This window comes from Vibrio sp. 10N.239.312.C11, from assembly GCF_041466065.1.
Classification (GTDB): Bacteria; Pseudomonadota; Gammaproteobacteria; order Enterobacterales; family Vibrionaceae; genus Vibrio; species Vibrio tasmaniensis_A.
In genome coordinates, this window is the sequence record NZ_JBFSRZ010000021.1 from 34,575 (window position 1) to 56,533 (window position 21,959).

The following is a 21,959-nucleotide window of genomic DNA, read 5'->3' on the forward strand; positions in this document are numbered from 1 at the left end:
CTTATATTCGTTGATTCGGATATGTGAACATCATAATTTATGAGTTTTAAATCAAAAAAATACAGTATCGATTCTACTGACTATCAAGTTGGTCAAGATAACGTCAGTAAATGGGGCATGGATGTCCACAACACCGTCTTCATAGCTTCAGTAGGCTTATCTCTTCTCTTCATCATCACTCTTCTTGCTCTTCCGCCAGCAGACGCTAAAGCTGCTATTGATTCTATTAAGGGTGCTGTTTTATCAAAGTTTGACTTCCTGTTTATGTGGGGAGCTAACATCATGCTAGCGTTTGCTGTTGTTCTAGCATTTTCACCGTTGGGTAAGATTCGCCTAGGTGGCGAAGACGCGACGGCGGACTATTCGATGTCATCTTGGATTGCGATGTTATTCGCAGCCGGTATGGGTATCGGGCTTATTTTCTGGGGTGTTGCTGAGCCAACCGCGTTCTTCACTAACTGGTTCGGCACACCATTAGATGCGGAACCTTTTACAGAAGCAGGCCGTGAACTAGCACTAGGTGCAACCGTATTCCACTGGGGTTTTCATGCATGGGCTATCTATGGCATGACGGCGCTTTGTCTAGCGTACTTTGTTTACAACAAAGGCTTACCGCTATCAATGCGTTCTGTGTTTTACCCAATACTGGGTGAACGAGTTTGGGGTAAAACAGGTGATGTGATCGACGTACTAACGGTACTGGTTACTCTGTTTGGCCTTGCGACTTCATTAGGCCTAGGTGGTACGCAAGCAGCAAGTGGTATTAGCCACGTGTTTGGCTTGGAAAACAACATCTACCTTCAGCAATCTATTATCGTTTTGATTATGGGCTTGGCGATCATCTCTGTTATGCGTGGCATGGACGGTGGTGTTAAGTTCCTAAGTAACCTGAACATGGTTATTGCGTTCGTATTCCTTGGTCTTATCGCTGTATTGAACTTTACGACAGTGCTTGATTCTGTGGCGACTGCGGCAACGGGCTATGTGAAAAACATCGTAGCTTTGAGCCAAAGTGCGGGTCGTGAAGACACAACATGGCTGCATGGTTGGACTGTGTTCTACTGGGCATGGTGGGTTGCGTATGCACCATTCTTCGGTATGTTCGTAGCGCGCATTTCTAAGGGCCGTACGGTTCGTGAGTTCCTACTTTGCGTACTGATTATCCCAACATTGGTAACGTCGGCTTGGATGTCGATCTTCGGTGGCGTGGCTATCGAGCAAGTAATTAACCATGTGGGACAACTTGGCCTCGACCAAGGCATTACAGACGTATCTCTAAGCTTGTTCTACATGCTAGATGCTTACTCGTTCGGTAGCATTCTGTCAGTTCTCGCAGTCGCACTGATCATTGTGTTCTTCGTTACAACGCTAGACTCAGGCTCTATCGTTATCGATGGCATGACAGCGGGTGGTAAGCTTGAAGTTCCTGTTAAACAGAAAGTGGTTTGGGCGGTTATCTCAGGTGCTATCGCAATGGTAATGCTGTGGATTGGTGGTACTCAATCTATCCAAGCTCTGCAATCGATCACGATCATTGCTGCACTGCCGTTTACGATCATTCTTCTGATTGGCTGTTTTAGCTTGTTGAAAGGTCTACTGACTGAAGTAGATAAAGGACAAGAAAACGTTAGTGAAACCGCTAAATAAAGTAATCGAGTATGGGGAGTATATAGTTCGCTAATTACTCCTTATTCAGCGTTATTTCAAAGCTCTCTTGTGCTGTGTGCAAGGGAGCTTTTTTATGCCCAAGAAGAAATCAAAGGTAAGAGAAAAGACAAAAAAAGAGCCACAAGCGGATTGTCACTTGTGGCTCTTTTTAGTTTTAGGGAGCAGCTTTAGCTAATAGCTTACGCGTTCAATTCATGTTGAATTACGTAATCCAAAGCACCGACTACAGCAGCAACTTGAGCGTCATTACACTCTTCGTCAGTCACTTTGTCGCTGTCTGGGTAAACCTCTGTGGTTGTTCCGTACTTACAGTCGGTCACGCCGCCACATAGGCCAAGCTTCTTTATTGGGTAGTTGATCACACCGTGTTGAGTGACGTCTGAACCAATGATCTTGCCTTCGTCATCCGCAGGCGCAATGTGCGTTACTTTTTCTACTGAAGCAATTACTGCCGCTTGGAATTCTGGTTGCGGATTTTCTGTATCGCCAACCGTGTAGAAACCATCTGGGATCATACCTTCGATGTACTCAATGCCATCACGAGCAGCAAGTGCTGGGCGGAATTCAGTTTCATCAGAATCTGTCGTCTCATGCAGGTCAACGTGAACCAATACTTCTGGCAAAGAGGCCACTAAAGCACGCAGGTTTGCTGATTCTTCTGCTGGCGTACCGTCATAGAAAGAGCGGTTTGGATCAACAGCATTTGGGTTCCAGCGGTTGATCACTTCGTAACCCCAAGGGCTTACACAAGGTGCTACTACAATGTTGAAGTGCGCTGCGTATTTCTCTGCTTGGGTCGCTGCAAATTTGATAGCGCCATGCACACCACTGGTTTCGTAACCGTGAACGCCACCTGTAACGAGAATGGTCGGTTTTGACTCGTCCCAGTTTTTGCTCTTAATTACAAAAAGTGGGAAGCGAGCTTCGTCGTAGCTCAGCGCACCGTATTGTTCGATGTCAAAACGGTCTGCAAGTGCTTTAATCTTTGGCACAACTTCTTGTTGGTATTCACGCTTAACCGTTCTTTGAGCTAACCATGCTTCACGTTCTGCTTGTTGCCACTTTTGTCCCGGTTTACCGACAGGGTAAGTGTAAGTACTTTCCATTGTTTTTATCTCTGTGGGGTAAGTTGCGATTGAGTGAGAATAATCAGCAGAAGAGTATCGTGCAACTCTTATTGAGTGGACTTATGTTACAAGTGATTCGTATTGTTAATATTGTTTATGGAGAGCCTTGTTTTCTGTGCTGCTTTTTTTGTAATGAGTTTTTCCTTTTTCTAGGTTATATCAAATGCTAACGTCCGATACCGAAATCGGTGCTTTCTATAAAACTAGTGTTGCACTGGTGAAGTAAGGGAAGGTAAGTCCTGCTTTGTCAATTTTCCTTGCTCATCAGTTAAAGCACAGACCGTATTTCGACCATTTTCTTTTGCGTAATATAAGGCTTCATCCGCGCGTTTAATCATACTAGGAACCTTGTCTTCAGCCCAAAGTTCAGACAGCCCAAAACTTGCTGTCAGATTGGCACTTTGCTGTCGCCAAAACTTGGTCTCTTCGATAATTATTCGTAACTTCTCAGCTACCTTACATGCTTCACCGATACGGGTATCAGGCAATACAATCAAGAACTCTTCGCCGCCATAGCGGAACGGTATATCTGCGGCTCTAAGGTTGTGTTGGAGAATGATGCCTATTTTTTTCAATACTTGATCGCCAGTCTGGTGACCATGTTGATCGTTGACCTGTTTAAAGTGGTCGATATCGAGAATGATCACCGATAAGGGGTGATGATGCCTTACGCTGCGCATCCATTCTCGTCTTAACATTTCATTCATAGCGCGGCGATTATACAACTGGGTTAAGCTGTCTTTCATTGATGAGCTATAAAGTGATTGCATCAATCTGGCGTTTAGAAGCCAGTTGTAAGTGAAGCCGATCGTGCTAAGCAAAATAGCAGTCATGATGAACGCAAGTTGATGGATGCTACTTGCTTGTAAAAAGTCGTCAATATTAGGTTCCTTAAGGGTTATCCAGATCCTAACTAGCATGAAAATAGAGTGAGCACTGAATACACTCATCAATAGTACAAGCGCTGCTTTGACATCAGCGACAGTGCCTGTTTTTATGACCAATACACTGGCCACAGTACATAACGTGATATAAAAACTCATCGTTATCACTCTCGCATTGGTTGATGCATCGTAGAGGGTGAAGTAAATCAAGGTAACGATGACGACTGGTAATCCCAAGAAAACGCAAACGCTATAGAGCGAGGGCGATTGTCTTAATTGAGTCAGGCTAAACACCATTGAAGCGAATCCGCCGGCTATTGCCATATTTGATGTTATTTTTGAGAGCCAAGGTGAAATGTGGGAGCCAAAGCTCAGTAATGAAAACCCTACCATTAATAAAAATATGGCACAGAAAAAACTGCGCATTCCTAGAATACGAGCTTGGCTTTGTTGTTTGATTACTAGACCGATACAGTACGTACCAGACAAAAACACCATAATTAAACACAAAGTTCGAATATCTAAGTCTAGAGTCATATTTTACCGCTGATTTTTAACCGTACTTTTTGGGTGGTTATAAGGTAAGGTTAGGCGCTAATTGCCTAGAATCAAGGGTATTAAGAGATAATAAAAAAGCCCTTCACTTATGTGAAGGGCTTAGTGTTTTATAAGTTGTAATGAGCGCTTAAGCTTTACAACATCGGACTACTATTTTACAGCCCAAGCAATCGTTTCACCGCCACGGATTGGCACAACGATGTCTGAACCGAAAGGCATGGTTTCAGCAACATTCCACTCTTCTTTAACGAGCGTGATTGTGTCTGCATTACGTGGCATGCCGTAGAAATCCGGACCATTGTGGCTTGCAAACGCTTCCAAGTTCTCAATCTTGCCTTCTAAATCGAATACTTCAGCGTACAGTTCAACCGCAGCGTGTGCTGTGTAAGAACCTGCACAACCACATGCTGACTCTTTAGCGCCTTTCGCGTGTGGCGCAGAATCGGTACCCAAGAAGAACTTCTTGCTACCGCTTGTTGCCGCTTCGATAAGTGCTAACTGGTGTGTGTTGCGCTTAAGGATAGGTAGGCAGTAGAAATGTGGCTTAATGCCGCCAACCAGCATGTGGTTACGGTTGTAAAGCAAGTGGTGAGCTGTGATGGTTGCCGCTACGTTCTCGTTAGCGTTCTTAACGAAAGTCGCTGCATCAGCAGTCGTGATGTGCTCTAGAACGATCTTCAGGTTAGGGAAGTCGTTAACAATCGGTGCTAGAACCGTGTCTAGGAACTCTTTTTCACGGTCAAAGATATCAACATCGTGAGCCGTTACTTCACCGTGTACCAGCAGCAACATACCCACTTCTTGCATCGCTTCTAGTACGTGGTAGATCTTTTGAGCTGAAGTTACACCTGAATCCGAGTTTGTCGTTGCGCCAGCAGGGTATAGCTTCGCCGCTACAACAGCGCCAGATTCTTTCGCTTTGCGAATTTCATCAGGTGTTGTGTTGTCTGTTAGGTAAAGTGCCATTAGAGGCTGGAACTGTTCACTTGGCTGCTCTGCCATGATGCGTTCACGGTAAGCAAGAGCCATTTCGGTATCGGTTACCGGTGGGATGGTGTTTGGCATGATTAACGCTCGACCATTGTAGCGGCTGATATCGCGGACTGTATCTTTTAATACTTCGCCATCGCGTAGATGAACGTGCCAGTCGTCAGGACGAGTAATCGTAAGTTGTGTCATTGAAGGCTCCCACCATTTGAAGTGTTATGTAGTTGGAGCCTAAACTCAGCGAAATCTGTGAAAGCAATCGCTTACGTTTAGGCGACAGGATGATAGTGGAAAAGCACTTTCATTTCATCCTATTTTTAACTCTTCAGGGTTAGGAGCTTGTTTTTATGGATATTTTATTCGGTATCTATTTGTTAATAAGGGTTAGCGGGTGGCTACCCACAGACCATGGATCATTCCTGGAACCCAGAAGAAGAAGGTCAGGACGATGTTAATCAGTAAATCTTTACCTGCACCGCGAGCGAAGAACACACCAACGGGCGGAAGCAATACACATAAAATGATAATGACGAGTTTGTTCATGATAAATCCTTTTTATTCAATGAAAGTTCAATGCGATAACCGTGTTCATATTATAGAACGTATAGAGAGTGTTAATGCATTGCTGTCTTAATGTATACAAGGCAGTGATTTAAACATCTCAAGATATTAGCTTAGTATCAAGTGTTTAATGCCTGCCAGTTTATCTATTTATAACCATTTGTTAGCATTGGGACAAACAACAAAACATTGGAATCGTTATGTCGCAGTCACCTTTAGATCAAGCTCCCTCTTTATCTCAAATCAATGTGTTTCCGGTTAAATCAGTGGGCGGGATCGCACTCTCTTCTGCTTGGGTCGAAAAACAGGGTCTTACTTTCGACAGACGTTTTATGTTGGCACTGGCTGATGGCTCAATGGTGACAGCGCGTAAGTATCCGAAAATGGTCAAGGTATCTTCAAGCCTGCAACCAGACGGTTTGATCTTTACTTATGAAGGTAAAGAGCCGCTGCGTCTAAAGTATGCAAATTTCAAGATGCAAGAAGCACCAGCAACGGTTTGGAAAGACAATTTTACGGCTTACACCACCAATGATGAAGCCGATGATTGGTTCAGTGATGTGCTCGGAGTTCGTGTTGAGTTGCTGTTTTCTGGTGAGCAATCGAATCGAGTGCGTGAAAAGCTTGGCCATAATGTCAGTTTCGCTGACGGCTATCCAATGTTAGTGATCAGCCAAGCCTCTCTAGATGAGCTTAATCGCCGCAGCCCTGAAGTTCACTCTATGGATCAGTTCCGGACCAACTTTGTTGTTTCGAATACAGAAGCTTTTGCTGAAGATGGTTGGAAGCGTATCCGTATCGGTGAGGTTGAGTTCGAAGCGGTGAAGCCTTGCGAGCGTTGTATCCTAACGACAGTTGATGTTGAGCGTGGCGAATTTAGATCAACAAAAGAGCCTCTTAATACCTTCTCTACATTCAGAGCTAACGAGCGTGGTGGCGTTTTCTTTGGTCAGAATCTTGTGGCTAAAAATGAAGGTTTGGTTAAAGCGGGTGATGTGGTTGAAGTACTCGAAACCAAAGAGAAAGAACACTACGAAGACACTTGGGTTGAGTCGTTACATTTAACGTGTGTTGAGCGTGAAGAGATCGCTCGTGACTTTACGACCTTTTGGTTAGAGCCTGCCAAAGAGAACCATTCATTGCCAAGTTATCAGCCAGGGCAACATCTTCCGATTGAGATGGTGATTGATGGCGAGAAGGTTTCTCGTCGTTACACGTTATCTTCTAGTCCTTCACGAGCGGGTCGTTTAGCGATTTCAGTGAAGCGAGTGGACGATGGTCAAATCTCTAACTGGTTAAATGATCACTTTCAAGTGGGTGATACTTTGGTTGCTCAAAATCCAGATGGTGCGTTCTACTTAGAAGCGAATCCAACTCACCCGTTACTGCTTTTATCTGCTGGCAGCGGCATTACGCCAATGCTGTCGATGCTTCGCTACCTAGCCGACCATGGTCAAATTGATGATGTGGTTTTCTACCATCAATGCAGCAGCGAAGAAGACATTCCTTATCAAGCTGAGATTGATAAGATCGCCAGTGAGCACGCGGGTCTTCGTGTGATTTATTCATTAAGCCAACCAACCAAAGAGTGGGATGGTTTATCTGGGCGTCTAAGCGTGTCGCATGTCGCTAAAATTGAAGATCTACACAAGCGCCAAGCGTTCGTGTGTGGCCCTGACGGCTTTATGGATAATGCAAAGAAATTGCTGATTCAAATGGGGCTCAACCCTCAGCATTACCATCAGGAAGCGTTTGGTGTGGCTCAATCGACCGAGGAAGCTGTGAAGCAACTGCAGTTAAGTGTGAACGGCTACCTGTTCGAAGGTAATAATCAATCAACCTTGCTAGAGCAAGCGGAGTCGGCGGGGGTGTCTATTGCTTCAAGTTGTCGTGCGGGTTTCTGCGGTGCTTGTAAAGTGACGCTTGAGTCCGGACAAGTTCATCAACCGGATGTCCCTGCATTGCAAGATCATGAACGTAATATGGGGCAGATCTTGGCGTGTTGTAGCGTGCCTCAAACCGATATCGAAGTCGTAGATTAACGACTCGTTAGATCATTACGAAAAACGCATTAAAGAACACTAAATAGAAAAGGCCGGAAGTTCGTAAATGAGCTTCCGGCCTTTTTGATTCTGAGCTAATTCAAAGATTAATCGTAGATCGTTGGGATTGGTTGACGCTTGTGCTGTGTTGCTTTGTAGATGCCAACTAAGCGATCGGATACGTCTTGAGGTACTGTTTTACCTTCAAGGAAATCATCGATTTGATCGTAAGAAAGGTTCAATGCTGCTTCATCGGCTTTCTGTGGATCAAGCTCTTCTAGATCAGCAGTGGGTACTTTCTTAACAAGTTGCTCTGGAGCGCCCAACGTTGCTGCAAGCTCACGAACTTGGCGTTTGTTCAAACCAAATAGTGGTGCTAAATCACATGCGCCGTCACCGTGCTTAGTGTAGAAACCAGTGATGTTTTCCGCTGAGTGGTCAGTACCAATCACCAGACCGCCAACGTAACCAGCAATTTCGTATTGTGCGATCATGCGAGCACGAGCTTTCACGTTGCCTTTCACAAAGTCGATTTTTGCTGAATCTGTTGGTAGTAGACCTGTGCCTTCAAGAGCAACGTGAGATGCAGCGTGAAGCCCATCAACACCCGCTTTAATGTTGACAGAAACAGATTGAGAAGGCTGAATGAAAGAGAGAGCAAGCTGTGCTTCGTCTTCATCTTTTTGTTCACCGTAAGGTAGACGAACCGCGATGAATTGGTACTCGTCGCTACCAGCGCTTTCATTTAGGCTATCAACGGCCACCTGTGCCAAGCGGCCACAGGTTGTTGAGTCGACACCACCACTGATACCAAGGATCAGTGATTTGCATCCTGACTGTTGAAGTTTCGTTTTGATAAACTCCACACGACGAGTCACTTCGAAGTGAGGGTCAATTGAAGCTAGTACGCGCATTTCGTCACGAATTAACTGTTCCATTCGTATTCCTTTCCTGCAAGCAAATTAAAAATCTAGTGTTATCATACCTAAATCATCCGATTTAAAAACCTCTTTGCACAAGCTTAGAAAGAGAAGGCAGTAATAAGTAATGGAAAAAATAGCCATTTTCGGTAGTGCGTTTAATCCACCGAGTTTAGGGCATAAAAGTGTGATTGATTCATTGGCTCACTTTGACAAAATCCTGCTCGTTCCAAGTATTGCCCATGCTTGGGGAAAAGAGATGCTAGACTTTGATACGAGATGTCAGTTAGTTAACGCATTTATTAGCGATCTTTCATTGGAGCAAGTGGAGCTTTCTTTGGTCGAAAAGAGCCTATTTACTCCAGGTGAAAGCGTAACGACTTATGCGGTGCTTAGCGCACTTCAGAAGTTACATCGTGATGCGGAACTCACGTTCGTTATAGGTCCTGACAACTTCTTTAAGTTCTCATCTTTTTATAAATCAGATGAGATTACTGAGCAGTGGTCTGTAATGGCTTGCCCTGAAAAGGTGAAAATTCGTAGTACTGATATCCGCAATGCGCTGATAAGTGGAAGCGATGTTGCAAAACTGAGTACAAAGTCAGTTACAAAGATATTGCAAGATAATGGACTGTATACAATAATGTAGATTCACTCACTCAAGAGGTCTGATGACTATGCTAAAGCGCGCGATACCAGCGACGATGATCATTGCAGCATGCAGTTTACCTGCATATGCTGAGTGTGATTTTTTTAGCCTAGATTCGGTAATGCTGACTTCTGATGACGAAAATAGCTGCTTGGATTTCTCTACTAGCCTTGAATCTTTCGGTCAACGTATGATTGAGCTCAGTGGGTTAAGTGAACCTGAATCTGAGTCAAAGCCAGACTATTGGTCTGATTGGGTTATTCAAAGCAAAGATGCGCCTTTGTTAACTCAGAGCCTTGAGTCTAACTATGTTGGTCTCGGTATGTGGTTTCCAGAAGAGCTGGAAGATGAACAGTATAATATGTCGACAGAAGAGTGGTTGATGAACCATGGTCTTCAACTGAGCATAGGTTTTGGTGATAAAGTTGAAGGGCAGCCGCGTATGCGTTTTGATTACCGTTGGCATGACTCTAGTGATGCAGACTTAATGATGCAGGTTGAGCTGCCATTCTAGACAGGTAGTTCATTCTTTTCTGTCTAAGTGCTAAGAATTAAAAAAGCCGCAAAAACTCAGTTTTTGCGGCTTTTTAGTATCTAGTCTGTTGCTTTCAATATCAGCTATCGCCAGGTTATAAATCTTCACCAAACACGAGCATGCACAGTTGCTCGAACTCTTCTTCTTTACCTGAGAACAGGTCATCAATCACAAGAGTACGTTTCTGACCTGATTGCATGCGTTTCTTCGCCTCGCGCATTACCATCACCAATGTGTGCTCTTGCGGTAAGTTCGAGTCATCAACATTCCATTGATTGAATCGCTGAGACAGAGCACTTTCACAAAGCAGTGGTTTAAACGACAACACTTCTTGCTTCAATACAGAAAGCATATCTTTAAACGCTTGCTCAGTATTATTCGTTTTTACACTACGAGACTTAGTAAGTTCTAGCTTTTCTAGTAACGCAGAAGAGAGGTTCGTTTGCGTGACGTATCCCGCTTGTCTTGGGAATGAATCCGTCAAGCGCACAGAAAAGTCGACACGATTAATCTGTGTGTTTGGAAAGTAGGTCAGTGATGTTAGGCAGTCATATGGAACCCAGACGCTCTGACCTGGCTCGACGGCATACTCTTGTTTGCCCAGCTTAATCAAAACCAAACCACTTTGAACCGATACAAGGCTATGCTTAAGTACTTTTTTGCGTGGTGTAATCACCAGGTGTGAAAAGTAAGCCGATGTATATTCAATAGCGAAGTTCATAGATAGTACCTTAGTCTTGGGGCGTCAAGATTACCGTTAATCTTAAAGAATGCCAATAATAACAGGGCATTTTCGATGTTTCTGGTCTGACCTTGTCAAAAGTATGGGCTCTGTAGCTGCGATAAGTCAAAACAACGCGTAGAATGAGCCAGCTTTTTATTATATGAATGAAAAAATGACCTCTCCAACCGATCCATATGTTGATATTCGTCCTTACGGCGATGATGAAATTCCTGCGGCACTAAACCGTCTTATTAATGATGAAGAATTTATCAGTGCAATCTTGCACTACCGTTTTTCAAACCATGCGTCTTGGTTCAAAGCATTAATGAGCCCGATTTTGCGTGTGTACTTAAAAATGAAATGGAGCAAGCTGACTAGCGTTGAATCCATTCAGATTGAAGTGAAAAAGTATTTACGCGATACGCTCGCTAAAACCACTAAAGGGGTGACATACACGGGTTTAGAGTCACTGGATGCGAACCAAGCGTACCTGTTTGTATCAAACCATCGTGACATTGCTATGGATCCAGCGTTAGTTAATTACGCTTTGCATCTGAAAAATCATCAAACTTGCCGTATTGCCATTGGTGATAACCTACTAAAGAAGCCATGTGCGACTGAATTGATGCGTCTGAACAAAAGCTTCATCGTAAAGCGTTCTCTAAAAGGGCCACGTGAAATGATGAAAGCGCTAGGGCAGTTGTCTTCGTACATTAAGCACTCTCTAGAAACAGGTAACTCTATTTGGATCGCTCAGAAAGAAGGTCGTGCAAAAGACGGCAATGACTTCACAGAACCAGCAATTCTGAAGATGTTCCATGTTGAAGGGCGTAAGCAAAAAATCGTATTTCCTGAGTACGTGAAATCATTGAAGATCGTTCCTGTGGCTATTTCATACGAAAACGATCCATGTGACACCGCGAAAGCAATAGAGCTTTTTGAAAAAGACGTAAACGGCAGTTACGAAAAGGGTGAGTTTGAAGATATCGAAAGTATCATTCAAGGCATCATCGGTAATAAAGGGCGTGTTCATGTTGGTTTTGGTCAGGTTATTGACCAAGATTTCGATACGCCTGAAGCACTTGCTCAAGAGATTGACCGCCAGATTCATGATAACTACAAACTATTTCCTGTGAACTTACTGGCTGCAGAAAAAGAAGACGAGTCGATTACAGCTGCGGTGAAGCAAGAGTTTGAAGATAAACTATCGAGTTTGCCACACGGTGCTCGTCAGTACTTGATCGATAGCTATGCGAATCCAGTGAAGAATATTGGTTAACGAGCGTTAGCAAACAAGTTCGTTGATTGAATTGAAAAAGGAGCCTAAGGCTCCTTTTTTTATAGCGATATAGGTGTCTTTTTCTAAGTACTGCTATTACCGTCAATCAATCAATCAATCAATCAATCAATCAATCAATCAATCGAACAGCAGGTTAGCGAGCAACAGCACCACCAAGATCTAGTTGGGTCGGCCACGTGGTAATCGTGTTACCACCTAGGTAGATATTGCCTTTGACCGTCATGGTATCGGGAAATTCTGTAATTGCAGATCCGCCAATATATAAATCGCCATCAACCACTATCCCGTTTGGCAGCTCGGTTAAAGGAGTACGGATCACGCTTAGGTCTCCTTTCACTCTAAAGCCGTTGGGAAGCCGTATTAGGGGGGTATCTGTGAGGTTGATGAATCCACCCACTCTCACACCTCTTGGCCAACGGGTAATCTTACTTCCTATCAAGTCGGCGTAGCCTTTTATTTTTACGCCCGATGGAACTCGGGCTAGTAGGCTGTTACCGCCTTTAAGGCTTCCGTTAACTTCCAACCCTTTGGGAAGGCGAGTGATTGCGGTGTTTTCTATATTTAAATTGCCATCGACGACCAATCCTGTCGGTAGTGATGTATAGGGCTTATTTCGTAAATATAAGTTTCCGTAATTATCCAGATGGTTCAATATTTGATACTGATCGAGTGGTTCTGCAGTCACATTTGTTATGGTTAAAGAACCAATAATAAGTACGATTATTCGGAGCATAACAAGCTTCTTATTACGATAGACGTTAACACTATAATGAAAAAATTATTCTCGCATAGTGTTTTACTCATTTGTTGGTCGGTAAAAAAGAATAGAACACAATGAAAGGCGAATCTGTGATTGAAATAAAGCGTCAAATTCTAAAAGGCTTTGTGATTGTAACTTCTGTATTTTGTTCAGCATCAGCGAATGCTAATAAAATAATATCAACGCCCGCTAAGGCTGCAGTCGTCGTCACTCAGAATGGTTCACAGCAACGAGTTTGTTATTATGATGATAAGGCCTATAGCCTAGGTGCGGTCGTTGAAGTTTCAGGGGTGTTGATTCGATGTGCTGCCGAAAACGATTTTGAGACCAATGGTGCTCTAGGGTGGATTGAGATTATAAAAAAAGACGAGAAATAAACTCGTCTTTCATTGGTATGAGTGTTGGTGCTTATATTAACGTGCTAGAGAGCGAGTCTTAAGTTCGAATATAATCTTCTCAGCACTGACTTCAAACTTAAAGCGAGCATTTAATTCTGTACTTTCTTCTGTCAGTTCTGATGCTTCAAACTCAACGTTGCTAGACACTTGTTTAGCAAGCTCAACGTACTTAGCAAACTCAGTTTCAATGAGTGCTTTAGAGTTACCGTAAACCGTTACTTCGGCAACATCGTCGCCTTCTTTAATGATAAACCCGATTTCACCTGCGCAGCCGCAAGCCTCACATACATCATTGTTACCAATATCTTGGCTCATAAATAATCCTCTTACAAAGTCTGCGGTTATTCTAGCGAGCAATTTGAACTGTATCTACAAAAATCAAAATCTTTGAACTAAATTTTTACTAGTATGCTATGCTGTTTGATAGGATGTTTAATGAATATGTATATTCGCGACGATAAATATGTATGTGATTAATATCACATTTTCCTGAAGAGGTACGTTATTTATTTGTCAGAATATCATTCACTTAGTTGCGCCAGGATTGATTTTATAAGAGTATCTATCGCTTGACAGTTATTTATACAATGAATTTTTCGTTGGGTATTTCATATTCTAAGTAGTTATTTAAACTTATCGACTTAGGATTGTAAGGTGATTTTCGAAGAATAATTAAACAAAGTGCCCAAAGAGGCAACACTGTAAAATTGTTCGTACAAAGTATTTGTGGGTATTTAATGGAAATACTTGCGAAAAAATACCTTGCTCACATAATGCTGATAACGATTTTCATTCTGACTTCACTCGGTTGAGTTAGATGGATTTACAAAGAGAAGAACCTGAATATGCCAAAGCGTAGTAAAGAAGATACAGAAATCACGATCCAGAAGATCATGGATGCCGTTGTAGACCAACTATTGAGATTGGGTTACGACAAAATGTCATACACGACGTTGAGTCAACAAACAGGCGTTTCTCGTACAGGTATAAGTCATCACTTTCCAAAGAAAACGGATTTTACTGCTGCTCTAGACGGTCGTATTTTCAAGATGTTCATGGAACACATTGACTTTGAAAATGGCCTTGATGCATTTTCGGCTAGCTGGGTTGCTGCACTTGAAGATGCTGAGTTCCTAGCGATCTTACGTTTACTTTTCCATCATATCGTTACTGCTGAGAATGCACATGAGTTCGCGGCAAACGGTATCGACCGCTTGTACAAGCTAACTGAAACCCAGTTTGGTGATGCTAGTGGTAAAGAATTAGAGTGGTTGATTGGTAAATCATTGATTCATATGAGCCAATAATCAACACGCAATAAAAGAAGCTCCTGAGGGGGCTTTTTTTGTACCTGTAGTTTCACTTTTCTTCCTTTTTTCTCTAGCTCTCACACCGTTGTCGTTATCTTGTCTTTGTGCTGAGTAAGGTTATTTCTTTTCTTTTTAGATGATTAGGGTTTCGCCTGCATTTTACTGAGTAACTAAAAGCTTACTAACATTAACTGATGGTGTTTATTTCTAGAGCCTCAAACGTTCAAGGTGAGCCGTTTTAAGGGGTATTGCCATGGTAACTAACAAAATTGATTTTAAGGCGAGAGAGGGACTGTGAGACAATAAAAAGCCTCGAAGAAATCGAGGCGGTGAATGGTGTGGTTGTTAGAGAAAGCGAATACTCAAAACGAACCTGTTCTTAGTCGAACTTATTGTGCGGGATGAACCTGGGGGAAGTTCATGGTTGGGTGCTTTTCGACAATACTTGTGTAGCCGTACACATCTTCAATCATCGAAGGCTTAAGTGCTTCCCAAGGGCTGCCATCGCAAACTAAGTTTCCCTCTTTCAAAACTATCAATCGATCTGAGTATTGAGCGGCTAGGTTTAAGTCATGTAAAACTACGATAACCGCTGCGTTGTGGTTGTCGGCTAACTCTCTCGCGATCTTTAACGTGTTGTGCTGATGGGCAAGATCCAGTGCTGATGTGGGTTCATCAAGCATCAAGATACATTGGTCACCAGAATAGTGAAGTTGGGTTAGTACTCGAGCCAAGTGAACACGCTGTTTTTCACCGCCAGATAGAGAAGGGTAGAGTCTTTTACTTAGGTGAGACACATCGGCAACATCCATTTTCTGGCTAGCTATGCTAGTGAGCTTCTTGTTGGACTCTTGCAACGGGATACCACCAAGCTCAACAACTTCATGTGCCAGAAAGGGGAAGGTCAAGGTACTGTGTTGAGGAAGCATCGCTAAATGTTTCGCCAACTTCTGCGAAGGCCACTTATCTTTGGTGTGTCCAAAATACTGAATATCACCCGTGCTCGATATCTCCTGACATAAAGCTTTGAGCAGCGTGCTTTTTCCTGCGCCGTTTGGTCCAAGTAGTGTTGTTACCTTTCCTGCTTCAATCTCAATAGAAACGCGGTCTAAAATCACTTTGCTGCCAAACTTCACTTCGATGTCGGTTGCTTTTAACGCTGTAGGAAACATTAAAGGATTCTCCCTTTCTGTTGAAATAGTAGATACAAGAAAAATGGAGCGCCGATGATCGCAGTGACAATACCAACTGGCAACTCAGCTGGTGCCAGTGCCACGCGAGAGAACATGTCTGCAGCTGTTAGTAATAACGCGCCTAATACCGCAGACAATGGGAGTAGGACTCGATGATCTGGGCCCGCTAACATGCGGCCTAAATGAGGAATAACCAGTCCGATGAAGCCAATCATGCCAGACAAGCTAACCGTGATACCAACGCCTGCGGCAGTCAGTAGAATGAGCTTTCGCTTGAGTTTCTGTACTGGAATGCCAAGGTGTTGCGCTTCTGACTCGCCCAGTAATAGAGCATTCAGTGACATTGCTTGGCGGTAGAAAACAACAAACAATCCAACGAGTGTGACAGCAGCAAGTAAAATTCCGGACCACTTAGCACCCGCCAATGAACCCATCGACCACAACGAAAGATCACGTAGCATTTGGTCATCAGCAATGAAATTCAAGAAGCCAATACCTGCGCCTGACAATGCACTGATCGCAACACCCGCTAATAACATGATGGTCACCGAGGTACCGAATTTTCCCGTACCTAGCTTATAAACTAGCAGGGTGGTTAAAGCGCCACCTAAAAAGGCAAATACTGGCACGGCCGCAAAGTTCATAAAAGCAGGGTATTGCAGTGAAAGTTCAGAGAAAAGAACAATAGCCAACGCCGCGCCTAATGCAGCTCCGGCAGAGACGCCGATGATCCCAGGTTCAGCAAGCGGGTTTCTAAATAGCCCCTGCATGACGGCACCACATAATGCGAGAATCGCGCCTATTAGCATACATAAGATGGTTCTCGGTAAACGGATCTCTTGAATCACCAAATTGATGTGGGGAGCTAAGTCATTGCTGGGTCGGAATAGGCTGGCTGCGCTGTCAGCTAAGCTTATGTCCATAGGCCCAACGGTGACCGAGTACAGCGCGGTTAAGACTAGGATAGCGCCGAAGCCTAACATCGATGTTTTTAGTGGGACGGATCGTAACAACATAAAGAGCCTCAATGTCTATCACTAGCTTCAATCCTCGTAATCGACTTTGCGAAAGCGACGCGGTAATGAGGATTGAGCAAGTAACAGTAAAAATAGGGTAGTGAGTTATAGCGGGAAGATAAGTTATAACGGGTAAATAAGTTATAGCGGATAGATAAGTGCGTTTAATCGCTTCGCTTCAGAAAGGCTTTCAAGACCAAGCCCTCCAACTAGAGCGCTGCCCTTTACGGTAATGATTTGCTTGTTCATGCCTGCTGGCGTTGCCGCTAGCATAGGTAACGATTTAAGAATGGCGTCAGCACCGCCTATTTTCTGGTAGCTACGGCCGCTCACTAAGATGACATCAGGCTGCATTTCAACGAGTGATTCCATCGACAGTGGTTTGTAAGAGGTCAGGCTTTTAGCCGCAGGGTTAACACCGCCAGCCAGTTCAATGATCGCGTTGGGTGATGTTTCACTGCCAGCAACATTTGCAGGACGACCTTCGTGCAGTAATAGGAACAGAACTTTCTTTGCTTCGTTGCTTGGTATTTGATTGGCTTTTAGTGCCGCGATTTTTTGATTCACTTCGGCTTTCACTTGCTGTGAGTGAGCTTCGGTATGCGTTATCTTAGCTATTTGGTCGATTCGCTTTAGTAGCCCTTCAACGTTTGCTTCGGTGTTAACGATCTCGACATCGATACCCACAGATTTTAATTGAGAAATGGCGTTGTCTGGCCCCATCTCATCTGAGCCAATCAGTGTTGTTGGCGATAAGGCAATCAACCCTTCTGCAGAAAGGTTTCGGTGGTAACCAATCTTTGGTAGCGTTTTTGATTGAGGTAAGTGACTGGTCACATCAATTGCAATCAACTGCTCTTCAGCACCCAAAGCAAGAACTAATTCGGTAACTGCGCTGCCAGCACTGATGATTCTAGGTTGTTTTGTGTCGTCAGCATTGGCGATAGGTGCTGCAAGTACCAACCCCATCGCGGCGATTGCGAGTAAATGTTTGTTGTTCTTTAATTTATTGAGCACTTTTAAGTCTTTCATAATAATTTATTTGTACTTTCTTTTGATGGAGAGTAATCGCGAAGATGCTTTGTGATCAGCCTGTCCGCATGTTGAGTTTGAATCGATAGAGAGCTGGCTTTGGTTATTTGGTCTTATCAATAAAGAGTCCAATCTCATAAAAGGTGCTAGGTCTCATGAAAATTTAAGAGTCGTTCTAGCCTTCCTCCGTGAGTAATTGGGTTGCTGGAATACCGTTTTCTTGTAAGAACGACAACAACTTCACTAAGTTCTCAACGTTAGCTGCTTTATCGGCGCCAATGATGATCGGTTTCTTATCCGATGTGCCTGTTTCTTCTAACAGTGCGATCTTGAAGTTTTCCCAGTCGATGTACTCTTGGCCGTTGATCGCCCAGTAAGGTTCGTGATCTAAGATATTGACGCTAATCGAATCTTTATGAACTTCAGAAACGTTTTTAATATCAGAACTCGGAAGCTCCACCTCTAATGACTCCAACTTCACTGATGCTGTCAGTAGAAGGAAAACCATCACGATAAATATAATGTCCAGTAAGGGTGTTAAATCCGGAACTAAGCTCTGTGTTTGAGATGAGTGGGGCGTTTTAATCATGCTTGGCTCACATCACCGATAGAGGCTTTGCTGACAGGAGTCCCTTGAGTGTCGCCAGACTGACTGGTTTGAATTGACATGCCTTCTAGCCAAACATTCACATAATTCAGAGTGTGTTCTAACTGAGCTAGCACTCGATCGGCCCATAACCCGAGTAGTTGAGCTCCTGAAATCGCAGGAAGCGCAATCATCAAACCCGCAGCAGTGGTTCTCATTGCTAATCCAAGACCGTCTGCCAAATCATTAGGCGTGATGCTGCCTGTTGTAGCGGCAACGCCTTTAAACATCTCAATAAGCCCAAGTACTGTGCCAAGCAGGCCAATTAGCGGGCTGATGACGCCGATCAAGCCAAGCAATCTTAAACCTGCATGAAGCTGGTGGCGTTTCTCTTGTAGCCAAATCCCTGCTGCATCTTCACGTAAACCTTTTGAGAAAGAGTGGTGAGCAAGCAGCATCGACACGCCCTTGTACAGCAGAGGTCGTTTACCAGAAATAGATTGTGCTAATGCTTCGATTTCTTTGCTATTGGTTGGTGAAATCTGATTGAGCTCATGACGAATAGCGCGTTTGCCAACCCCAATGCTTAGCATGACTTGGAAGATACGCTCTGCGATGATCATTGCTGTTAATGCTGAACAGATAAGAAGAGGCCATGTCATTAGGCCAAGTTGATCTTGTAAGTAACTGATTTGTTGCATGGTTAATCCAACTTAAAACGAACAGGTATTTGCACACGGTGAGCAATTGCTCGACCATTTACAGTATGAGGTGAGAACTTCCATTTCTTAATGGCTTTCAAGGCAGCGTTGTCGAGCATTAGTGCGCCTGATGAGTTGACTAATGCCTGTTTAATTTGTTTTCCTTCAGCGTCTAACCAGACCTCATAAGTTGCGACACCTTCAACGCCTCGGCGCCTTGCTTGGCGTGGGTAGCTTGGTGGCGTTGGACGAGCTGAAAAAGAGGGCCTAGTGATTAACACCGGCTCTTGGTTAGATACGCCTTGATTAACTTGTCGAGGTTGGTTGGCGGACTCGTCCATATTTTTATCGACTTTTTTGTCGGCCAGCTTTTCTGGTTGAGTCACCGGTTTTTTTTGAATCGGCTTTTTCTCGGCTGTCTTCTCCACAACCTTTTTCTCTACTTTCTTGGGCTGAGGTTTATTGGTGATCGCTTTTTTCTTTGGTGCAGGTTTAGCTTGCTTTGGCTCTACTGCTTTCGGTTCGACAGGTTTAGGTTCTGGGTGTGAGAGCGTTTCCTTGATTGGCTCAGGCTCAACTGGCTCTGTAACGGTTTTTTTCTGAGCTTGTGAGGGAACGCTCTTTGGAGTGAAGTTGATCGATACCGTGTTCGATTGGCTACCTGCTGGCATTGCAAAGACTTTGGATTCTTGAGCGACAAATAACATCGCCGCATGAATCACTAACGATGCACCGCCTGCAATAACATATCTAGGTACGTTCACATTCAATCCTTCACCAAATCTAAAATATGTATCGGATTATTGCTTAGAATCTAAATAAGATCAATTATCAATTGCATTATCATTTGCGTCTATTTATGATTCTCTCAGTTTTAGCAAACAGTCTTCCAGGCTTTGCTATATAAGTGTTTAGAGAGATTATATGAGCGTTGATATATATAAGTTTGACGAATTAATTCTGGGCGTTTCTAGCCCAGACCCACTTCGTTTTGCATTTGCCAAAAAGCAATCTGCACATGCTGGGGGAAGCTCAATCCCGGTCGACCCGAGCAAGAAATTGGAAATCTTTGATGAATTGATGCTGAGTGAAGGAAAGAAACAGGATAAACGTTGTTTGTATATCCATATTCCTTTTTGTCGCGTGCGTTGTACGTTCTGCAATTTCTTCCAAAATGCCGCAAGCCGTAAATTAGTGGATGAGTATTTTGATGCACTGATGGTTGAGCTAAAGCAAAAAGCTAAAACCTCTTGGGCTCAGTCTGGACTATTTCACGCCGTCTATATTGGTGGTGGAACACCCACCGATTTATCTCCTCTACAAGTTGAGCTGTTAGGTAAGGCTATTCGTCAATACTTCCCATTAGCGAACGATGTGGAAATGACCTTAGAAGGGCGTATTAATCGATTTGGCGACGAGACGTTTGATCGTTCGCTGGAAGGTGGCTTCAATCGTTTCTCATTCGGTATTCAAAGTTTCAATACTCAAGTTCGACGTAGTGCTAAGCGCTTGGATGACCGAGAAGTTGTGTTGGAACGTATCAGTTCACTGAGTCGCACTGAACAAGCGCCTATCGTTCTTGATTTGCTATACGGGTTGCCACACCAGTCTATGGAAGTATTTCAACAAGATTTAGAAGACTACATGTCGACTGGCGCACACGGTATCGACCTCTACCAACTGATTGTTTCGGGCAACGCGCCTATGCTTAATCTTGTTGAGAAAGGAAAAATCCCACCACCGGCTAATACGCCAGATAAGGCGAGTATGTACTTGGCGGGCGTTGAGTTCATGGCAAAGCACAAGGTTAAGCAACTGAGCGTGAATCACTGGACTCGTGATAACCGCGAACGCAGCATTTACAACAGCTTAGCGAAAACTTATGCCGAAGTTCTACCCATTGGTTGTGGCGCTGGTGGCAACATCGGTGGTCATGGTGTGATGCAACATCGAACTTTAGACAGCTACATGGAGTCTATAAAGCAAGGTCAATTGCCAATAGCCATGATGACCAAGCAAAGCTCACTAGAGCCAATCTTCTCTTCATTGAAAGCCGGTTTTGATTCTGGTGTTGTAAGAAGAAGTACGTTGCCGAGTTTTATGGGGCAAGACACGTTTGACTACCTGAAGCCTCTGTTTTCACATTGGGAAAAGAATGGCCTAGTTGATCTTTCGGAAGATTACCTGAGCCTGACTATAGCTGGCAGTTTCTGGGCGGTAAGTCTTGCACAGAGTGTGATTCAAGTGCTTAACACGGAATATCAGACCTTGCACCCAGCACCAACTGCCTCTGGCTTGGGTGCTCACCCGCATGCAAGTTTGAAGCACGCTTAATCTCGAATTTTTAGTTTATAACTTACGTCAATCACTCGTTTATACGGAAACTTATTCAATGACAGATACAACATTCGCAATGACAGAAACTTTAGAACAACGTGTCGCAGGCATTCTAGAAGAAGAACCAAAACTACTTCCTACTGCGATTGCTGAGAAGCTAGGAGTTTCAGAAGTTGAAGTAGTGGCTGCTTTTCCTGGAGACATGGCGGTGATGCTAGATGGCAGCCGTGCTCAAGATATTCTAGAAGGTTTGGTTGGTTGGGGCCCAGTGACCACAATTATGCATTCATTTGACTCAATCTTTGAAGTAAAGGCGCCGTTTCCTAAAGGCAAAGTAGCGCGTGGTTACTACAATCTGATGGGTAAAGAAGGCGAGCTGCATGGCCACTTAAAACTGGATAACATCAAACATATTGGTTTGGTGAGCAAGGCGTTCATGGGGCGTGAAAGTCATTACTTCGGTTTCTTCAGTGAAACAGGCGAGAACATTTTTAAGATTTACCTAGGTCGCAATGAAAAGCGAGAGCTGATTGTCGACCAAGTTGAACGCTTCAAAGCACTAAAAGAACGAGCTTAAGTACAGTCAACATCAAGCTTAAATAAGATTGCCAGCTAGCTTAAAGAAAATATGAATGCTCGAGGTCCACTTAGTTTACTAATGAACGCTCAAC

At 43.7% G+C, this 21,959-nt stretch carries 23 protein-coding genes; 9 read left to right on the top strand and 14 right to left on the bottom strand.

Going from position 1 to position 21,959, the window contains the following annotated elements:
- The first annotated feature begins 39 nt into the window (after positions 1-39).
- Positions 40-1,647, top strand: a complete 1,608-nt coding sequence (locus AB6D07_RS11175) for a BCCT family transporter (protein WP_009845765.1) — start codon at positions 40-42, stop codon at positions 1,645-1,647.
- 200 nt (positions 1,648-1,847) lie between these two features.
- Here the strand turns inward: AB6D07_RS11175 and AB6D07_RS11180 are convergent, their stop codons facing one another.
- From AB6D07_RS11180 to AB6D07_RS11195, 4 genes are all read right to left on the bottom strand, one after another.
- Positions 1,848-2,774: a M14 family metallocarboxypeptidase gene (locus tag AB6D07_RS11180; RefSeq protein WP_017102747.1), complete on the bottom strand. Its 927-nt coding sequence runs from the start codon at positions 2,772-2,774 to the stop codon at positions 1,848-1,850.
- A gap of 224 nt (positions 2,775-2,998) precedes the next feature.
- A complete protein-coding gene (locus tag AB6D07_RS11185; RefSeq protein ID WP_029222878.1) occupies positions 2,999-4,216 on the bottom strand; it encodes a GGDEF domain-containing protein in 1,218 nt (405 codons plus the stop codon).
- A gap of 171 nt (positions 4,217-4,387) precedes the next feature.
- Positions 4,388-5,416, bottom strand: a complete 1,029-nt coding sequence (pyrC, locus tag AB6D07_RS11190; RefSeq protein ID WP_012600249.1) for a dihydroorotase — start codon at positions 5,414-5,416, stop codon at positions 4,388-4,390.
- A gap of 192 nt (positions 5,417-5,608) precedes the next feature.
- Positions 5,609-5,767: a YqaE/Pmp3 family membrane protein gene (locus tag AB6D07_RS11195; protein ID WP_008215717.1), complete on the bottom strand. Its 159-nt coding sequence runs from the start codon at positions 5,765-5,767 to the stop codon at positions 5,609-5,611.
- 218 nt (positions 5,768-5,985) lie between these two features.
- On the opposite strand from AB6D07_RS11195, the gene AB6D07_RS11200 reads away from it, so the two are divergent.
- Positions 5,986-7,827 carry a hybrid-cluster NAD(P)-dependent oxidoreductase gene (locus AB6D07_RS11200; protein WP_017102749.1) on the top strand — a complete coding sequence of 614 codons (1,842 nt, stop codon included), beginning with the start codon at positions 5,986-5,988 and terminating at the stop codon, positions 7,825-7,827.
- A gap of 107 nt (positions 7,828-7,934) precedes the next feature.
- Here the strand turns inward: AB6D07_RS11200 and nadE are convergent, their stop codons facing one another.
- Positions 7,935-8,765, bottom strand: coding sequence for an ammonia-dependent NAD(+) synthetase (nadE, locus tag AB6D07_RS11205; RefSeq protein ID WP_017102750.1), 831 nt, complete (start codon positions 8,763-8,765; stop codon positions 7,935-7,937).
- A 109-nt stretch (positions 8,766-8,874) separates the two neighbouring features.
- On the opposite strand from nadE, the gene AB6D07_RS11210 reads away from it, so the two are divergent.
- The gene (locus tag AB6D07_RS11210; RefSeq protein WP_017102751.1) at positions 8,875-9,396 is read left to right on the top strand and encodes a nicotinate-nicotinamide nucleotide adenylyltransferase; all 522 of its coding nucleotides are present in this window, start codon (positions 8,875-8,877) and stop codon (positions 9,394-9,396) included.
- Between the two features lie 22 nt (positions 9,397-9,418).
- Positions 9,419-9,910, top strand: a complete 492-nt coding sequence (locus AB6D07_RS11215; protein ID WP_017102752.1) for a hypothetical protein — start codon at positions 9,419-9,421, stop codon at positions 9,908-9,910.
- Between the two features lie 115 nt (positions 9,911-10,025).
- Here the strand turns inward: AB6D07_RS11215 and AB6D07_RS11220 are convergent, their stop codons facing one another.
- On the bottom strand, positions 10,026-10,652 hold the full coding sequence (locus AB6D07_RS11220; RefSeq protein WP_017102753.1) for a hypothetical protein: 627 nt from the start codon (positions 10,650-10,652) through the stop codon (positions 10,026-10,028).
- A 175-nt stretch (positions 10,653-10,827) separates the two neighbouring features.
- Between AB6D07_RS11220 and AB6D07_RS11225 the strand changes: the two genes are divergently transcribed.
- Entirely contained in the window at positions 10,828-11,934 is a 1,107-nt protein-coding gene (locus AB6D07_RS11225) for a 1-acyl-sn-glycerol-3-phosphate acyltransferase (protein ID WP_029222879.1), read from the top strand.
- A 154-nt stretch (positions 11,935-12,088) separates the two neighbouring features.
- On the opposite strand, the gene AB6D07_RS11230 is transcribed toward AB6D07_RS11225, so the two are convergent.
- The gene (locus AB6D07_RS11230) at positions 12,089-12,688 is read right to left on the bottom strand and encodes a hypothetical protein (RefSeq protein WP_017102755.1); all 600 of its coding nucleotides are present in this window, start codon (positions 12,686-12,688) and stop codon (positions 12,089-12,091) included.
- A 101-nt stretch (positions 12,689-12,789) separates the two neighbouring features.
- Between AB6D07_RS11230 and AB6D07_RS11235 the strand changes: the two genes are divergently transcribed.
- Positions 12,790-13,092 carry a YnjH family protein gene (locus tag AB6D07_RS11235; protein ID WP_017102756.1) on the top strand — a complete coding sequence of 101 codons (303 nt, stop codon included), beginning with the start codon at positions 12,790-12,792 and terminating at the stop codon, positions 13,090-13,092.
- A 36-nt stretch (positions 13,093-13,128) separates the two neighbouring features.
- Here the strand turns inward: AB6D07_RS11235 and AB6D07_RS11240 are convergent, their stop codons facing one another.
- Positions 13,129-13,428, bottom strand: coding sequence for a YfcZ/YiiS family protein (locus AB6D07_RS11240; RefSeq protein ID WP_009845739.1), 300 nt, complete (start codon positions 13,426-13,428; stop codon positions 13,129-13,131).
- Between the two features lie 530 nt (positions 13,429-13,958).
- On the opposite strand from AB6D07_RS11240, the gene AB6D07_RS11245 reads away from it, so the two are divergent.
- On the top strand, positions 13,959-14,420 hold the full coding sequence (locus AB6D07_RS11245) for a TetR/AcrR family transcriptional regulator (RefSeq protein WP_009845738.1): 462 nt from the start codon (positions 13,959-13,961) through the stop codon (positions 14,418-14,420).
- Positions 14,421-14,812: 392 nt separating this feature from the next.
- Here AB6D07_RS11245 and AB6D07_RS11250 read toward each other — a convergent pair whose 3' ends face one another.
- The 6 genes from AB6D07_RS11250 to AB6D07_RS11275 all read right to left on the bottom strand — a co-directional run bounded on the left by AB6D07_RS11250 (position 14,813) and on the right by AB6D07_RS11275 (position 19,715).
- A complete protein-coding gene (locus tag AB6D07_RS11250; protein ID WP_017102757.1) occupies positions 14,813-15,595 on the bottom strand; it encodes a heme ABC transporter ATP-binding protein in 783 nt (260 codons plus the stop codon).
- Positions 15,595-16,632 carry an iron ABC transporter permease gene (locus AB6D07_RS11255; RefSeq protein WP_029222880.1) on the bottom strand — a complete coding sequence of 346 codons (1,038 nt, stop codon included), beginning with the start codon at positions 16,630-16,632 and terminating at the stop codon, positions 15,595-15,597. Before AB6D07_RS11255 ends, AB6D07_RS11250 begins: the two co-directional genes overlap by 1 nt.
- A 141-nt stretch (positions 16,633-16,773) precedes the next feature.
- Positions 16,774-17,664, bottom strand: a complete 891-nt coding sequence (locus tag AB6D07_RS11260) for a hemin ABC transporter substrate-binding protein (protein WP_017102759.1) — start codon at positions 17,662-17,664, stop codon at positions 16,774-16,776.
- Positions 17,665-17,839: 175 nt separating this feature from the next.
- The gene (locus AB6D07_RS11265) at positions 17,840-18,253 is read right to left on the bottom strand and encodes a biopolymer transporter ExbD (protein WP_009845734.1); all 414 of its coding nucleotides are present in this window, start codon (positions 18,251-18,253) and stop codon (positions 17,840-17,842) included.
- Positions 18,250-18,951, bottom strand: a complete 702-nt coding sequence (locus AB6D07_RS11270) for a MotA/TolQ/ExbB proton channel family protein (protein ID WP_012600261.1) — start codon at positions 18,949-18,951, stop codon at positions 18,250-18,252. The genes AB6D07_RS11265 and AB6D07_RS11270 overlap by 4 nt, the downstream gene beginning before the upstream one ends.
- 2 nt (positions 18,952-18,953) lie before the next feature.
- The gene (locus tag AB6D07_RS11275) at positions 18,954-19,715 is read right to left on the bottom strand and encodes an energy transducer TonB (RefSeq protein WP_029222881.1); all 762 of its coding nucleotides are present in this window, start codon (positions 19,713-19,715) and stop codon (positions 18,954-18,956) included.
- A 160-nt stretch (positions 19,716-19,875) separates the two neighbouring features.
- Here AB6D07_RS11275 and hutW point away from each other — a divergent pair, with 160 nt between their 5' ends.
- Together hutW and hutX are read left to right on the top strand one after the other, a co-directional pair.
- Positions 19,876-21,285 (top strand): heme anaerobic degradation radical SAM methyltransferase ChuW/HutW, encoded by a 1,410-nt coding sequence (gene hutW / locus AB6D07_RS11280; protein ID WP_017102761.1) that lies wholly within the window; start codon positions 19,876-19,878, stop codon positions 21,283-21,285.
- Between the two features lie 58 nt (positions 21,286-21,343).
- Entirely contained in the window at positions 21,344-21,865 is a 522-nt protein-coding gene (hutX, locus tag AB6D07_RS11285; RefSeq protein WP_017102762.1) for a heme utilization cystosolic carrier protein HutX, read from the top strand.
- Positions 21,866-21,959: the final 94 nt, after the last annotated feature.

What these genes read in the sequence shown, in the direction of transcription:
- AB6D07_RS11175 (WP_009845765.1), top strand. Translation starts at nt 40, where the DNA reads ATGAGTTTTAAATCAAAAAAATACAGTATCGATTCTACTGACTATCAA.
- AB6D07_RS11180 (WP_017102747.1), bottom strand. Translation starts at nt 2,774, where the DNA reads ATGGAAAGTACTTACACTTACCCTGTCGGTAAACCGGGACAAAAGTGG.
- AB6D07_RS11185 (WP_029222878.1), bottom strand. Translation starts at nt 4,216, where the DNA reads ATGACTCTAGACTTAGATATTCGAACTTTGTGTTTAATTATGGTGTTT.
- pyrC (WP_012600249.1), bottom strand. Translation starts at nt 5,416, where the DNA reads ATGACACAACTTACGATTACTCGTCCTGACGACTGGCACGTTCATCTA.
- AB6D07_RS11195 (WP_008215717.1), bottom strand. Translation starts at nt 5,767, where the DNA reads ATGAACAAACTCGTCATTATCATTTTATGTGTATTGCTTCCGCCCGTT.
- AB6D07_RS11200 (WP_017102749.1), top strand. Translation starts at nt 5,986, where the DNA reads ATGTCGCAGTCACCTTTAGATCAAGCTCCCTCTTTATCTCAAATCAAT.
- nadE (WP_017102750.1), bottom strand. Translation starts at nt 8,765, where the DNA reads ATGGAACAGTTAATTCGTGACGAAATGCGCGTACTAGCTTCAATTGAC.
- AB6D07_RS11210 (WP_017102751.1), top strand. Translation starts at nt 8,875, where the DNA reads ATGGAAAAAATAGCCATTTTCGGTAGTGCGTTTAATCCACCGAGTTTA.
- AB6D07_RS11215 (WP_017102752.1), top strand. Translation starts at nt 9,419, where the DNA reads ATGACTATGCTAAAGCGCGCGATACCAGCGACGATGATCATTGCAGCA.
- AB6D07_RS11220 (WP_017102753.1), bottom strand. Translation starts at nt 10,652, where the DNA reads ATGAACTTCGCTATTGAATATACATCGGCTTACTTTTCACACCTGGTG.
- AB6D07_RS11225 (WP_029222879.1), top strand. Translation starts at nt 10,828, where the DNA reads ATGACCTCTCCAACCGATCCATATGTTGATATTCGTCCTTACGGCGAT.
- AB6D07_RS11230 (WP_017102755.1), bottom strand. Translation starts at nt 12,688, where the DNA reads ATGCTCCGAATAATCGTACTTATTATTGGTTCTTTAACCATAACAAAT.
- AB6D07_RS11235 (WP_017102756.1), top strand. Translation starts at nt 12,790, where the DNA reads ATGAAAGGCGAATCTGTGATTGAAATAAAGCGTCAAATTCTAAAAGGC.
- AB6D07_RS11240 (WP_009845739.1), bottom strand. Translation starts at nt 13,428, where the DNA reads ATGAGCCAAGATATTGGTAACAATGATGTATGTGAGGCTTGCGGCTGC.
- AB6D07_RS11245 (WP_009845738.1), top strand. Translation starts at nt 13,959, where the DNA reads ATGCCAAAGCGTAGTAAAGAAGATACAGAAATCACGATCCAGAAGATC.
- AB6D07_RS11250 (WP_017102757.1), bottom strand. Translation starts at nt 15,595, where the DNA reads ATGTTTCCTACAGCGTTAAAAGCAACCGACATCGAAGTGAAGTTTGGC.
- AB6D07_RS11255 (WP_029222880.1), bottom strand. Translation starts at nt 16,632, where the DNA reads ATGTTGTTACGATCCGTCCCACTAAAAACATCGATGTTAGGCTTCGGC.
- AB6D07_RS11260 (WP_017102759.1), bottom strand. Translation starts at nt 17,664, where the DNA reads ATGAAAGACTTAAAAGTGCTCAATAAATTAAAGAACAACAAACATTTA.
- AB6D07_RS11265 (WP_009845734.1), bottom strand. Translation starts at nt 18,253, where the DNA reads ATGATTAAAACGCCCCACTCATCTCAAACACAGAGCTTAGTTCCGGAT.
- AB6D07_RS11270 (WP_012600261.1), bottom strand. Translation starts at nt 18,951, where the DNA reads ATGCAACAAATCAGTTACTTACAAGATCAACTTGGCCTAATGACATGG.
- hutW (WP_017102761.1), top strand. Translation starts at nt 19,876, where the DNA reads ATGAGCGTTGATATATATAAGTTTGACGAATTAATTCTGGGCGTTTCT.
- hutX (WP_017102762.1), top strand. Translation starts at nt 21,344, where the DNA reads ATGACAGATACAACATTCGCAATGACAGAAACTTTAGAACAACGTGTC.